12 protein-coding genes and 1 pseudogene are annotated in these 13,907 nt (G+C 68.6%); 10 read left to right on the top strand and 3 right to left on the bottom strand.

What is annotated here, in order from left to right:
- Positions 1–293 precede the first annotated feature (293 nt).
- The 6 genes and pseudogenes from ssd to ACZ7MX_RS28880 all read left to right on the top strand — a co-directional run bounded on the left by ssd (position 294) and on the right by ACZ7MX_RS28880 (position 8,631).
- Positions 294–1,493 carry a septum site-determining protein Ssd gene (gene ssd / locus ACZ7MX_RS28905; RefSeq protein WP_472136190.1) on the top strand — a complete coding sequence of 400 codons (1,200 nt, stop codon included), beginning with the start codon at positions 294–296 and terminating at the stop codon, positions 1,491–1,493.
- Positions 1,490–2,218: pseudogene (locus ACZ7MX_RS28900) on the top strand (CpaF family protein); the annotation flags it as partial. The gene ssd and the pseudogene ACZ7MX_RS28900, both read left to right, overlap by 4 nt.
- A 105-nt stretch (positions 2,219–2,323) precedes the next feature.
- Positions 2,324–3,793 carry a site-specific integrase gene (locus ACZ7MX_RS28895; protein ID WP_472136189.1) on the top strand — a complete coding sequence of 490 codons (1,470 nt, stop codon included), beginning with the start codon at positions 2,324–2,326 and terminating at the stop codon, positions 3,791–3,793.
- Positions 3,794–3,902: 109 nt separating this feature from the next.
- Entirely contained in the window at positions 3,903–5,726 is a 1,824-nt protein-coding gene (locus ACZ7MX_RS28890; protein ID WP_472136187.1) for a hypothetical protein, read from the top strand.
- Positions 5,723–8,233: a hypothetical protein gene (locus ACZ7MX_RS28885; RefSeq protein ID WP_472136186.1), complete on the top strand. Its 2,511-nt coding sequence runs from the start codon at positions 5,723–5,725 to the stop codon at positions 8,231–8,233. Before ACZ7MX_RS28890 ends, ACZ7MX_RS28885 begins: the two co-directional genes overlap by 4 nt.
- On the top strand, positions 8,233–8,631 hold the full coding sequence (locus ACZ7MX_RS28880) for a hypothetical protein (RefSeq protein ID WP_472136184.1): 399 nt from the start codon (positions 8,233–8,235) through the stop codon (positions 8,629–8,631). The genes ACZ7MX_RS28885 and ACZ7MX_RS28880 overlap by 1 nt, the downstream gene beginning before the upstream one ends.
- Before the next feature lie 85 nt (positions 8,632–8,716).
- Here ACZ7MX_RS28880 and ACZ7MX_RS28875 read toward each other — a convergent pair whose 3' ends face one another.
- From ACZ7MX_RS28875 to ACZ7MX_RS28865, 3 genes are read right to left on the bottom strand one after another with little or no spacing between them, the layout of a single operon-like run.
- Positions 8,717–9,508, bottom strand: a complete 792-nt coding sequence (locus ACZ7MX_RS28875; protein ID WP_472136182.1) for a WbqC family protein — start codon at positions 9,506–9,508, stop codon at positions 8,717–8,719.
- Positions 9,450–10,118 carry a YdcF family protein gene (locus ACZ7MX_RS28870; RefSeq protein ID WP_472136180.1) on the bottom strand — a complete coding sequence of 223 codons (669 nt, stop codon included), beginning with the start codon at positions 10,116–10,118 and terminating at the stop codon, positions 9,450–9,452. Before ACZ7MX_RS28870 ends, ACZ7MX_RS28875 begins: the two co-directional genes overlap by 59 nt.
- A 16-nt stretch (positions 10,119–10,134) precedes the next feature.
- The gene (locus ACZ7MX_RS28865; RefSeq protein ID WP_472136178.1) at positions 10,135–11,235 is read right to left on the bottom strand and encodes a helix-turn-helix domain-containing protein; all 1,101 of its coding nucleotides are present in this window, start codon (positions 11,233–11,235) and stop codon (positions 10,135–10,137) included.
- 182 nt (positions 11,236–11,417) lie between these two features.
- Between ACZ7MX_RS28865 and ACZ7MX_RS28860 the strand changes: the two genes are divergently transcribed.
- Genes ACZ7MX_RS28860 through ACZ7MX_RS28845 form a run of 4 tightly spaced genes read left to right on the top strand, consistent with a single transcriptional unit; the run spans position 11,418 to position 13,907 of the window.
- Positions 11,418–11,837: a hypothetical protein gene (locus ACZ7MX_RS28860; protein ID WP_472136177.1), complete on the top strand. Its 420-nt coding sequence runs from the start codon at positions 11,418–11,420 to the stop codon at positions 11,835–11,837.
- 53 nt (positions 11,838–11,890) lie between these two features.
- Entirely contained in the window at positions 11,891–12,256 is a 366-nt protein-coding gene (locus ACZ7MX_RS28855; RefSeq protein ID WP_329330947.1) for an ATP-binding protein, read from the top strand.
- Positions 12,250–12,732 (top strand): hypothetical protein, encoded by a 483-nt coding sequence (locus ACZ7MX_RS28850; protein WP_472136175.1) that lies wholly within the window; start codon positions 12,250–12,252, stop codon positions 12,730–12,732. Before ACZ7MX_RS28855 ends, ACZ7MX_RS28850 begins: the two co-directional genes overlap by 7 nt.
- A gap of 53 nt (positions 12,733–12,785) precedes the next feature.
- Positions 12,786–13,907: an adenosylhomocysteinase gene (locus tag ACZ7MX_RS28845; RefSeq protein WP_472136174.1), complete on the top strand. Its 1,122-nt coding sequence runs from the start codon at positions 12,786–12,788 to the stop codon at positions 13,905–13,907.

The following is a 13,907-nucleotide window of genomic DNA, read 5'->3' as shown; positions in this document are numbered from 1 at the left end:
TGCCCGCTCGGCGCCTGCCGTCGGGACGCCTCCCTCCCCTTACGCACCGTAGTCACCACGCTGCTCTGAGGAAGGCTCTGACGGGCCGCTCCCTCGTGTCCCTGGAGTACCTCGCGAGGCCCTCTTGCGTCACGGAAGTGGCCGCCGGTCGCTGGAATAGGTGACGGGGATATACACAGGCGCGGAGTTGTCCACAGTTTTGGACCAAGATCCACCCGGATTTCCCGATCCCTGCATCGTAAAAGTCCGCGAGTTCGCGAGTGCGAGTCGCGTAGCGATAGGGGGGACGGGACATGGCTGGAACCACGCCATCGGAAGGGCCGGCCCGGGCCGGCGAAGAGTGGGGCGGCCCACTGATCGTCACCGAGGACGAACGGCTCCTCGACGACCTGCTGCGGCTGTGTGCGGCGGCCGGCGCGCTGCCCGAAGTGGCGCACGGCCTGCCGGCCCGCAAAGGGGGCTGGGAGGCGGCGCCCCTGGTGATCGTCGGGGCCGACTGCGCGGGCAGGTTACGCGGTGCCGGACGCCGCCCGGGCGTGATCCTCACGGCCCGCGGCACCGACGACCCCGAGACCTGGCGGCAGGCCGTCGCCCTGGGTGCCGAGCGGGTCCTCGGCCTTCCCGACGGGGAGCGCTGGCTGGTCGACCGGATCGCCGACGCGGTCGAGGGGGACGGGCCGCCGGCCCTCACGGTGGGCGTCATCGGCGGCCGCGGTGGCGCCGGGGCGAGCACCCTGGCCGCCGCGCTGGCCGTCACCGCCGCGCGGACGGGGCGGCGCACGATGCTCGTCGACGGCGACCCGCTGGGCGGCGGGCTGGACGTCCTGCTGGGCGGGGAGAAGGAGAAGGGACTGCGCTGGCCGGCCTTCGCCGAGTCGCGCGGCCGGGTGGCCTGCGGCGCCCTTGAGGAGTCCCTGCCCCGGCTGCACTCCCTACGGGTTCTCAGCTGGGACCGGGGCACCGAGATCGCCATTCCGCCGCCGGCCATGCGCGCGGTCGTCTCCGCGGCACGCCGCCGCGGCGGGGTCGTCGTGGTGGACCTGCCGCGCCGCGCCGACGAGGCGACGGCGGAGGCACTGTCCCAGGTGGACGTCGGGCTGCTGCTGGTGCCCACGGAGCTGCGGGCGGTGGCGGCGGCCCAACGGGTGGCAGCCGGGGTGCAGCCCCTGCTCGGCGATCTGCGGCTGGTGGCGCGCGGAACCCCCGACCGCCATGGACACGGCCTGCCCCCGGCCGAGATCGCCCGCCTCATGGATCTCCCACTGGCCGGCGAACTCCCCTGGGAGCTGGGCCTGTTCGCGGACCTGGCCCGCGGTCTGCCACCGGGATCCCAGGCGCGCGGTCCGCTGGCGCGCTTCTGCGGGGAGTTCTGGTCCCGGGCGACGGGGGGCCGGGACGGCGCCGCGGAGCGGGGAGCGGACCGGAAGGGGGCGCCCGGCGGCGCAGACCCGACGGCCGCGCGCCCGGACGGAGCGGACGGAGGACGGCCGTGAAACAGGGCGAGGGCCTGCTGGAGGCGGTGCGGCGACGACTCGCCGAAGCCGGGGCGGAGCCGACCCCGGCCCGGGTGGCGGTGGCGCTGCGCGAGGAAGGGCGGCTGCTGGGGGACACCGAAGTGCTGGGCGTGGTGGGGGCGTTGCGCTCCGAGATGGTGGGCAGCGGACCGCTGGAGCCGCTGCTGACCGCGCCCGACGTGACGGACATCCTGGTCACCGCGCCGGACGAGGTGTGGGTGGACCGCGGCGCCGGCCTGGAGCGCACGGACGTCCGCTTCCGGGACGGCGCGGAGGTCCGCCGGCTCGCCCAGCGGCTGGCGGCGGTGGCCGGCCGGCGGCTGGACGATGCCCGGCCATGGGTGGACGCCCGGCTTCCGGACGGCACCCGGCTGCACGCCGTCCTGCCCCCGGTGGCGGTCGGCGGGACGTGTCTGTCCTTACGGGTGCTGCGGCCCCGGGCCTTCGCGCTCGCCGAGCTGGTGGCGGCCGGGACGGTCCCTCCCGGCGGCGACCGGTTGCTCCGGGCGGTGCTGGCGGCCCGGCTGTCCTTCCTGATCAGCGGCGGTACGGGCTCCGGCAAGACCACGCTCCTCAGTACGCTGCTCGGCCTGGTCGGCCCGGCCGAGCGGATCGTCCTGGCCGAGGACTCGGCAGAGCTGCGCCCCGACCACCCCCATGTGGTGCGGCTGGAGACCCGGCCCGCCAATCAGGAGGGCGCGGGTTAGGGCAAGAAACTCTAGATGTCTCAAGGGTCCTTCCTCAGTGGTTGATGTGAGCGGGAAAGTTGTTAGGTTCGATGAACTCGTGTTGTCTCAATGGGGGTTGAGTTGGACCACTTCTTCGTTTCGCATGGCAAGGTCCGCCGGTTCTACGAAGCGCCTGCGGGAGTCGATCTCGACGCCGCTGCGTACGTACAGAGGCCGGGGGCGCTGAAGGAAGGTACGCCGTTCTTCCTTGGGCCGGACATGCGGCCAGTAGAGCCGTTGTGCTCGTTCTTCTTTGAGATGTCGAAGGCGCTGAAGGCGAAGTCCCTGGAGGACTACACGTATGACGCGCTGGACCTGGTGGACTTCCTGGCGGACTTGGAGCCGCCGACCGATCTTCTGTCGGCCACTGAGGACGACTTGGTGGCCTACCGCGAGGACTGCACCGAGCTGAGGGAGGCGCCCGATGCCCCGGCAACCTGGAAGCGGCGCCGGGCAACGATCAACAACTTCTACGACTGGGCGGTACAGGAGAAGTTGCTGGACATGCGGCCCTATCACCGGCGCCGCAGTGGCCGGGATGTTCTGGCCTGGGGGGCGACCACCGAGCTGGATGTGCGGCACCTGACGTATCGGCAGTGGCGGTTCTTCAAGCAGGTGGGCCTGCGCGGCTACCTGCCAGGCGACCGAATAGATCCCGCCTTCCGCGGGCGGTCGCCGCTGCGCAACAGTGCGGGCGCGGAGTTGGCGATCACAACAGGGATGCGGCTGCGGGAGTTCAGCTGCCTGCTCGACATCGAGGTGGGGCCGCCCCGCCGGGACGGTTCAGCGGCTGAGGTGCCATTGCAGGCAATAGCCAAGTACGGGCTGCCCAGGACGGTTGCGATCCAGGACGCAACGCTGCGGGAGCTGGACATGTATCGCCGCACCGAGCGGGCGGCGACGGTGCGGGCCTCGGCGAAGGCGCTCTACCGGCGTCGCGACGAACTGTTCATCGTCGACGACGTCAACATGCGGCAGATGAAGTTGAGCGGGATGCTTCACGGGCGGCGCCGGACGTTCCGCATCAAGGCGATGCCGGCGGAGGTTCGTCGTCTCGCCGCCATCGAAGGGGACCGGGGCCTGGAGCCGATGGCGCTGTTCGTCGGCCGGGGTGGGCGGATGCCGTCCAAGCAGCGCTGGGAGCAGATCTTCGCCGAAGCACTTGGGCGGACTCTGTTTCTGATCGAGGAGTATGAGCTCGACCTCGTCATGCCGTCCCAGCTGCGGATCCACGACACGCGCCACACCTTCGCGATCTACATGCTGCAGATGCTGACGCAGCTGGTCCTGAGAGAAGAGGCTCAGCGGGTGGCAGCTGGCGGGCACGGCGCTTTCCTTGCTGACCACCTGTCACGCAACCCGCTGATGATCCTGCAGCGGCTACTAGGCCACCGAAATATTACTTCCACGATGCGGTATCTCGTTTACATTCGCAACACGAATGCGCTGGTCAGCCAGGCAATCGCCGAGTGGAACGACAGGGACAAGACCTACGCCGATTATGCAGCGCACGTGGTGGGCGGGGGTGCGGCTGATGGCTCGCCGAGGTGAGCGCAAGCCCCGGCAGCGGACGGCGCCCAAGCGCGAAGACGCACGGCGAATTGAGCACGTGGGACGGCGAGTTGTCACCAGCGAGCGCCGGGGCAAGGTTTCCCGGCATGTGATCGACCCGGCGGACTACCAGTGCTCCCTCCTCGCCGCGCAATTGGCGGATGAAGCGGTGGACTACATCCGACGGATGGGCCTGCAGGACGCCGGCTCGACCTATACGAGCCCGGTGCGGCACTTCGCACGTTTCATCGACGAAGAACTTCCCCGGAGGGGCCTGGCCCCCCAGGATGCGCGGCTTGACGGCGCGCAGATCGATCTGGCGGACGTGCTCTTCGCCTGGGAGGAAGCCCTGCGGAAGGAGTACAGCTCCCATTCACCCATGCCTTACAAGATGGCGAGCACCTTGCTGCTGCTGATAGAACAGCGGGCCTCCTGGGATAAATCAGTGCCCGAAAGGCTGCAGCTGCGAGCACAGGCGCCGCCCACGGCGCCCAAGACCGAGGGAGAGCCACTCGATGAGTTCTCCAACGCGGAACGCATCACATTGCGTGACGCCGCTCGCCGGGCAGTGCGCGAACTTGAGGAGCGCCTGGCTCGGGGGAAGGAACTTTTGGAGCATGGCGTCGATCCCCGGGATGGCGGCTGGCGCGAGCTGGCCAACCTGGTTTGGGCCGCCCGCCACGGCTTGCTGACGACGGCCGCAGTGCTGGAGCACCTGCCGGTCCGGTGCCGCTGGTGGCCGCAGGAGCTGAGGGACCTGCTGGACGACGAGGGCAAGGGCAAGGACTGCCGCGGATTGGTGATCGCCGTGGGACGCCTGCTGTTCCCCTCGGAGAGGGACCTGATGCCCTTCAGGATCTTGCTGCTGCTGGAGATGAGCGACACCACTCCGGAGGAACTGCACGACCTGCAAATGTCCGACATCGAACTCACCGATGCCGGCGTCCGACTGGTCCAGCGCAAGCAACGAGCCGGCCGCATCCGCGCCGACCTTCATCCCGGTCCCGATCCGGAGGAGAACGCGACGGCTGCAGAGACGTTGGCCTTTCCCGGACGCGGCGAATGGGACGTCCCCGGTCTGATGCGACGCCTGTTCGCGGCCGTTGCGCTGACCCGAGAAGCGTTCATGGCGACGCCCTGGTTGTTCCTGGCCGTTGAACTCCCCAAGAAGACGGGCGAGCTCACGGCCGCTTGCGCAGGATTCAGGCAACGCGGGCGACGATTCTCCAACTGGATCGACGCACAGTGCGACACCAACGGCAATCCGTTGGCCATCTCCTTGCCCCACAACGTCCGACGCCTCCGCAAAACCGCGAAGACCACGCGGGCCGTCGCCCTGGGCGGCACGGTGACCGACCTTGCGGGTGATGACCACCATGTCGAGATCTACCGGAACCATTACGCCCACGGCACTACTGCCCACGTCATGGCAGGCCGGGCCGTCAACCGGGCACAGCAATGGGTATTCGAGCGTGTTTCCCAGAGGCCGCTGTTCATCGAGGAAGAGGCCGAACAACGGCTCGAAGAGCCCGAGGTGGCTGAGGCAGTTGGCATGGACCCTGACCAGGCCCACAACATGCGCATGGGGCAGCTGGACATGGGCCTGACGCACTGCCGCGATCCCTACGATTCCCCTCACACTCCAGGGGCTCAGCTGTGTCATGTCGCCCCGGCGATGTGCATGCTTTGCCGCAATGCGGTGATCTTCACCTCGCAGCTGCCCCGACTGCTGTTGTTCGCCGACCACATTGAGCGGATGCGTGCGGTCCTGGACCCGTCCCGCTGGCAAGCGGTGTGGGGTAAGCAGGCAGCCGCGCTGAAGGGGCTGTTCGCCGAGTGCGCAGATCAGTTGCCCGCCGCGCGGCAGGAGATCACGGACCGTGGGCTTCACCTTGATCTGCCACTCGGACTTCGGACGGAGTACGACCGATGATGGCAAGTGCCGCTCCCGTGTCGCTGCCCTCGCAGGTCTTCCGCGACGACGAACCGGTCTTCGGAACGGCACATGCCCTCCTTCCCGAGGTGGATATCCCGGTCTTTGGGCAGACCCGAGCCTGGTCAGGGGAGTGCATTCGCCGCCCCAGCAACCGGTCTCGGGCCAGCTGGTCGGTCCGGTTCTGCGAGGAAGATGCTTTGTGGAATCTGCGGGTGAGGGAGGTTTCCTTCGCCGTACTCAACCCGGCCCACCGTGTCCTGCGCGAGGCCAACATCTTCCGCCCCCGTCCGACGGCGCTGGGAACGGCCGCGACAGATGCTTATCTGCTCGGTGAGCTGGGCAGATGGGCTCGCAAACACCATATGCCCGACGACCTCAGCAGCTGGCCATCCGACGCATGGTTGGGCTTCTTGCACGAACAGGCCGGCGAGGAGGGCGCAACGGGCCTTGGTAAACACGTTCACGCCGTCCGCCGCATGCAGTCCGTATCCCGCATCCTTACCGGCACAGCCTTCTTTGACGACCCGTGGCCGGGGCAAACCGGTAAGGAAGTCAGCGACAGCGTGCTGGGAGGTTCCGTTACGGCCTCCGACGACGGTATTGCCACACCGTCGATCCCGCCTTCGACCTGGTGGCCTCTCCTGCGGGCTGCCTGGACCTACATCCACACCTTTGCACCCGACATTCTCGATCTCCGAGACAAGCTGTCCGACGAGCGGGGTGAGGGTGAGGCACTGCCGGATTTGCCCGGGCCGATGAGTAGTGAGGATGCGGACCGACTGGTGCACGAATGGCTCGCAGACTCGGCGCATCTGGTTCCGGTCCACGACCGTGACTTCGGCGGCGCGAAGGCCGGCACTCCGGTCTGGACGACACTGAGCCTGCAGATAACCGGCGGCAGGAGCAAGAACCTGTTCACCGAGAAGGGTGCGAACCGGGGTGAGCGCCACCGGGCTCGGCGGGCGAGCGCGCTCCGCGCAGTTGCTGAGGGAAGAACCCAGCTGGTCAACAGCACGCGGGGTGCTGCTGCTGTTGGCGCCACGGCTTACGCCCCGAGGCGGACGATTCGCAAACAGGCCGACATAGATGCTGCCATCGAGGCGTGGTTGGCGGACCCCAGTCATCGAGTGCCGGTGCGGGCGAAGAGCGGTCGCGGCGGCGGCGTGGGAACCCCGAGCTTCAAGGTTCTGCACCGTCTGATCTTCGAGAATGCGGCGTCGGGCAATGTGTTCCTGGGCACCTCTGCCCATCGCCGACGTCGTCGACAACGGATTGAGCAGGCAGTGGCCTCTGGCCAGGCGGTGGAACTGGGCGGGGAGGCCACGTATCGCGACGTGCCGATAGCTTGCCCGGAATTTGCAGTGGTGAGAAGGCCGGACGGGCACCACAGGCCATGGCGTTCGGAGATCACCCTGAACAGCCTCGACGATGAGCTGCGGATGGTCAGAGCCGCCTGCTACATATTCTCGGCTGGGCTAAGCCTGATGCGTGACAGTGAGATTCAGGAGATCGAACGGGGCGCTTTGGGCAGCCATTATGGCTCGCCCGCAGTGGTTTCACGGAAGATCAAGAAGGATCCAGCACAGCCGTCTCGCCACTGGTGGATCATCGAACCCGTCGCCGAGGCGCTGACGGTGCTTGAGCGGCTGTCCTGGCACCCGACGCACCTGTTCGCCTCCCTTGACCCGCCGAAGTCTGCGGAGGGAAAACGCGCCTACGGACGGCGGGGCATCATCCCTGCCAGCGACATCGACTTCTTCATCGAGAAGAGCAACGCCGATCGGGACCGGACCGGTCTACAGGAAATCCCGATGGCACACGTGAGACCTCACATGTTTCGCAAGACCATGTCGATCATCACGGGGCAGCAGCCAGACTCGGAGATCGCCCTTGGCATGCAGCTCAAGCACGCCGCACGGCGAGCGCTGGCAAACTCGCTCACCCCGGCCTACGCAAAGATGGACGCGAACTGGGCCAAGGAATTCAACCAGGAGCTGGAATCCGCCGCCGCACGGCGGCTGGTGGGACTGCTCAAGGACCGGCGAAACGGCGAAGCAGTGGCGGTCGGGCCGGGGGCGGCTCGCCTCCATGCCGGCCTGGACAAGGTGATCGACATGATGGACAGCGACCCGTCACTGCGGGCCCAGATCGCCGACGAACGCCTCCAAGCCTCGCTGCTGACCGCGGAATTCCCCGACCTGCACCTGGGCACCCTGAACCATTGCATGTTCGATGCCCCGCAGGCCGAGTGCCAGAACCAGCTCCCAGAAGCACAGCGCGGCCAGGCCCCGCTGATCGGCGCCTGCCAGCCCGCACGCTGCCGCAACTCTGTGGTCACCCGCAAGCATGCGCCCATCTGGACTGCCGAGGAGGAAGACCTGACAGCCATGGTCAAGGACCGCAGCCTGGCACCACCGCGCCGCGAAGCCGTGCTGATCCGGCTCGCCGACGTCCAGCGCATCACCCGAGCACTGAGAGAACAAGAAGAAGGAGGAGCCGCCTGATGCCGGTGTCCGCTGCGACCGAGACCAAGCTGCGGGAGGCCATGGCCCGGCTGCTGGCCGGAGAGCCCCTGCACACCGACGGGTCCCTGACCAAGGAAAACCTCGCCCGCGAGGCCAAGGTCAGCCACGCGACCGTCCACCGGGCCGAGGACATACTTGCCGAGTGGGACGCAAAGGTCGCCCGCCCGGTCCTCCGCACCCCCGGCGAAGTCCAGCGGGACGAGACCATAGCCGAGCTCCGCAAGCAGTTGCGGGAGGCCAAGGCCCAGGTCACCGAGGTCCAGGGCAAGCTCGACGCCCTCGCTTCGGTGACCGCGAACCTCTACCACGAGAACCTCGCGCTGAAGAAGAAGCTCGGCAACAGCCGACGGCTGGCCTCGGTCCCGGCACAGGAATGATGCCGCCTGGCATCAGGCACGAAGTCGTACGCGGTTGAGCACGTTCCGTCTGTACTTCCTCGAGGGGGGAAAGCAGCCGCGGCGTCTATGCGACGGGGTGGAGGTCGTCGCGGGAGGCGACGGCCTTCACCTCGTCGGCCAGGGCAGCGGGGCCGAGCGCCATGAGGGGGGTGATGGCGCTGTCCCTGCGGCCCGCGGCCCAGATCCCCAGTGGCGGCGTGGTGAAGGGGGTGACGGTGATCGAGAGGGTGGTGAACAGCTGCGGCTGGAGGTATCTCATGCCGCCGGTCCCGCACAGATACGCGCGGGCGCCGGTCGCGGCGGCCAGGTCGGCGAGCCGCTGCGAGCGTCCGGGCCGGGCGGGCAGTCGGCTGCTGGAGAGGATCTTCCCCTGCCAGCCGAGCAGGTCCAGCAGGACGCGGGTGGAGGTCTCGGCGACGGCCGCGGTCCGGCCGGTGTCGAACGCGGCCAGCACCTGCTGAAGGGCCTCCTCGAACGCGGGCCAGTGGGGGCTGGAGCGATAGGTCTGCCGCAGTATCCCCGCGGTCTTTCGCCGGGCCAGGTCGGCATCGACGATCAGAGCTTCACAGATGGCCGTCTGGCGGCCGTGGGGAAGATGGGTGGGGATGGTCAGCCACCGGCGCCCCTCCGCCTCGCCAGGGGCCGGGAGGAGGGCCCGGTGCTGGTAGTCGCGGCGGGTGAACTGCACGTCGTCCAGGACGATCCAGTAGTCCGCCGCGAACAGCTTCGCCAGCGTGGTCAGCCGAGGCAGGAAGTTGGGCTGGTGGATGGCACACAGCCCGCCCGGGGCCGGCAGGTCAGGAGTCGAGGAGCCGGCTGGTGAAGCCGTCGCGGATGAGGGATTCGTACGCGCCATGCACGTCCTCCGGGACCTCCTGCTCGATGGCGAATCCGAGCTTCGGATACTCGATCACCCTCTGGAGGTCGCCGACGAGCTGGTCAACGACGTGCTTGTCGTCGCCGATCGTCTTGAGGTAGTCGTCGAACTCCAGTGGCGCCGAGGCGCAGATGACCTCGACCTCGGGCCACACTTTGCGGGCGGTGGCGAATGCGCGTCGCTCCATATAGGGCATGGAGGCCAGCAGCACGGTCTGGGGGATGATCCCGGCGGCGGCCAGGACGTCGCGGGAGAAGGTGAGGTTCTGGCCTGTGTTGCGAGCCGTGGGCTCCAGCAGGATTGCTTCGGCGGGGACGCCGAGGTCGATGGCGTGCTCGCGGAAGTGCACGGCCTCTCCGCGGGGGAATCGTTCCGGGGCGGTGGGGTTGGGACCGCCGGTGAAGACCAGCGTTGGGAACAGCCCGGCTCGATACAGCTCGGAGCAGAAGGCGGGGACGCCGAGGTCGTGGCTGCCCAGGCCGATCGCGGCGTCGACCGGCCGCACCTCGTGGCTCATCTGGTGGTAGCCCCAGATCAGCTTGGCCCGCTGGCGCTGGTCGTCGGTGATGGCCCGTTGGTTGTCCGTCACTCGCTTCTCTCCCTGGTCACCGTCGCCGGGGACGCGGTGTCCCCTGGATCGTGGTCCGGATGCCCTCGATGCTGCGGAGTTGGTGGCTCATGCCGTATTGCGCGGCCGTCTTCGCGGCGTGGTCGAGGACGTGCAGTCCATCATCCCGGGTGGCCGGGTCGGAGAGCAGGATGTGTCCGTGGGCGGTGTCCAGGCGAACGCGTTGCATCGGTGAGTCGGTCGTGCCGGTGGTTCGGGCGATGTCGATGAAGTGGAGGGCTTTGGTGAGGTCGCCGGCGCCGCGGTGGGCGAGGGCGAGTTTCTGGTGGGCGACGGACCAGTCTTCGGGCTCGGACAGGTCCTCGAAGTCGCGGGTCGCGGCGAGCATGACGCGGGCGGCATAGTCGTGGTTGCCGTCCTTGCTCAGCGCGGTTCCCACCCACAGGCGGGCCCTGGCCCGGTCTCGGCGGGAGAGCCGGTCGTCCACGGCGAGGGTTTCGTAGTGGCGGGCGGCGATTTCCAGCTTGCCGGACATCTCGGCGACCACGGCTAGTGACAGGTCGAGCTGGGCGATGCGGCGGGGGATGTCGAGCTGGGTGAACGCTGAGCGGGCGCCGACATACGCGTGCTGGGCTGACAGCGGTCCCAGCACGGCGCCCTGGTCGCGCTGGAGATCGCCGAGCAGGGCTGTTGAGCGGGCGAACAGATACAGGCCCTTGTCGTCCAGCTCGGCTGGCTTGAAACGGGCCAGCCAGCGGCCCAGCAGGTTGTCGGCGAACGCGAAGCTCTGGCGGGACAGCGCGACCACGACCCGGTCCAGGTCATCGGTCCAGGACTCGTACTCCCAGGACCTCGGGCCGGATGCCGTCACCCGCCGTCCCGGCCCGGCCGCCGGGCGGCCGGTCTCGGACAGCAGTGTCTCGAACCGCAGATGCACCGCGGCGTCCGCACGGGCCAGTGCGGTGTCCAAGATCGCCTGGGTGTCGGGTCTCGGCTCGGTGGACTCACGGAGCTGGTCCCACTTGGCAACAGTGCGCTGAGCGACTCCGAGGTGCTGGGCGAAGCCCCTGACGCTCATCCGCAGCGCGAGCCGCAGGGCATGGGCCTCCAGGCCGGTCCAGTGGTGCACGGTCGCCACGCGTCGCTCCCTTCCGCACAGCATCGAAGCACGCTGCAGGCGGGAGGGGGCACGCAAGTGCAACGGAAGTACAACAGTGGGTCATTTCCCGGGGGTTGGAGCAGGGCCACTCTCGAAGCGTCGGCCCGGATCCTGTCGGGCCACGTCTTCCGCCCCTTTTGATCCTTTGGACGGACCTGCATATGGAACCCCTCACGGAGCATCGCCCGGTGAACGGCCCGGTCGTCTATGGCTTTCTCCGGCTCGCCAAGAGCTCCGCCGCTCGGCAGACGGCCCTGGCCGGGGTCTTGGCGGAATACTGCCGCAGCCACGAGCTGGTGCTGGGTGCGGTCTTCATCGAGCGAGGAAGCGCCACGTGCGCCCACAGTGCGGCGTTCACCGGGCTGCTGGACGTGCTCGACATGCCGGATGTCTACGGAGTGGTCCTGCCCTCCGACTCCCACCTGGGACCCAAGTCGATAGCCGCCGAGCGGCGACGGCAGATCACCGGTTCCGGAGGGCGGCTGATGCTCGTCCGCGGCAGCAAGACGACTCGCCGGCCGCCCGAACGCTCTCGTCGCCGCAATCCCAGCTCTGCCCCTGCCCTGGACGCCGAGACATGAGGCTCGCCATGCCCGATGCCATCAAGAGATTCTTTGACCCTGTCCCCGAATCCGTGGGTCAGGCCCGTGACTTCGTCCTGCGCACCCTGGCCGCTTGGGACCTGGAGGGACGGGCCGACGACGTCCGCATCTGTGTCTCCGAGCTGGCCACCAACGCCCTCGCACATGGCACACGATGCGGCCACGGCTTCCACGTCACGATGAACGCTGAGGACGACGTCGTCCGCGTCGAGGTCCACGACTCCAGCCCCCGCCGCCCCCGGCGCCGTCGCCCCACCAACGACGACGTCTCCGGCCGCGGGCTGCACATCGTCGCCATGCTCTCCGATGACTGGGGCATCGAGGACCGCGGAGTGACGGGCAAGGTCGTCTGGTCACGCTTCAAGACCGCCCCGGCCACCCAGGGGGCACCATGCTGACCGCCTGCACCCCGCTGACCGCCGCGGGCCCCGGCCCCGGCCTGCTGGCCACCCTGGGCGCATGGACCTGGCTCGGCGTCGACCCGGACGACACCGACATCGCGCACGTCCTCCTCACCCACCCACCTGGTCACACCAAACACGACACCGCCGATGCCATAGAGGCCCGCATGCGACGTCTCTCCGCATCCCTGGGTGGCTTGGCCGAACCGCAGGACCTTGTTCCTGACCTCGGGGAACGTCTGCTGATCGTGGGCACCACCACGGTGCTGCTGCGGTTTCACGGCAGCCGCTTCAGCACCCGGCTGCCGGTCCGCCCCGGCTGGACCCAGCACGTCCGCGACCACGGGCAGGCCGTCATCGTGGTCGGCCTGGACCCTCTGCCGCGAAGCGCCGACCTCGCCCGCGTCGACGCCTACCTCGATGCCGGCCTCGCCTCCGGCCGCCTCCTGCTCGGCCTCGCCCGCCCTGCCTGAACATCCCCAGCCACCCATGCACTGCCCTGACTCATCGACGAGAGGGAACGGCCATGGAAACCTTCGAACGCGCCCGATTGGACGCCTACTTCGCCAAGATCGCCGCCCAGTTCGCCCCCATCGACCAGGTCACCTCGTTCCTCGTGACCCACCTACTGCCCGAGCGGCCCGGCTTCGTCCGCGCGGTCGCCGCGCTGAGCCGCCTGCGGGCGGTGCTGCCCAAGCCGAAGTCCATCACCCCCGCCGCCCAGCGCGAGGTCGAGCAAACCATCCCGGTCGATACGCTCTCCCGTGAGTTGTTCGCCGACCCCGACGCCGCGATGGACTACTTCGAGTCCCGCGCTGGCGGCGAGCCCGTCATGCTGCTGGACGTCGGCGGCTACTTCGCCCCCGCCCTCGCCGAGCTGCACAGCCGCTTCTCAGGGCAGATCCTCGGAGTGATCGAGGACACCGAGAACGGCCACCGCCGCTACGAGGACCTCGACAAGCTGCCCTGCCCGGTCATCTCGGTCGCCCGCTCACCGCTCAAGGACCCCGAGGACTTCCTGGTCGGGCAGTCCGTGGTCTTCTCCACGGAGGCCGTCATGCGCGGACGCGGCGACATCCTCCACGGCCGCCCCGCGCTGGTGATCGGCTTCGGCAAACTCGGCAGCTCCATCGCCCGCCTTCTGCACGCCAAAGGAGTCCAGGTCACCGTCCACGACATCGACCCCGTCCGCCGCACACAGGCCCTGTCCCAGGGCTTCACCGTCGCCCGCGACCGCGAGGACGCACTCAAGGGGGCCGGCCTGGTGCTCTGCGCGACCGGCGCGGTCTCCCTGCACGGCGAGGACTTCCCCCACCTGCGCAACGGCGCCTACGTCGCCACCGTCACCTCAAGCGAGGACGAACTGGAACTGGACAGCCTGCCGGACGTCTACACCCGCACCACCGTCGGGGACCACGTCACCCGCTACCAGACCACCGGCCACTACTTCTATCTGGCGAACGGCGGCAATGCCGTGAACTTCCTGCATGGCGCCAGCGTTGGGCCGTTCATCTTCCTGGTCCAGGCCGAGATCCTCGCCGCGATCAGGATGCTCACCCGCGGGGACCTGGCCCCCGGCCTGCACGAGGCCCCCGCGGCCGACCGAGCCGCTATTGCGGCGACCTGGCTGTCCTACTTCAACAGGTGA

It is taken from the genome of Streptomyces sp. NPDC107765 (assembly GCF_055657085.1).
The sequence above is the reverse complement of the archived record's forward strand: the minus strand, read 5'-3'. Positions and strand labels throughout refer to the sequence as shown.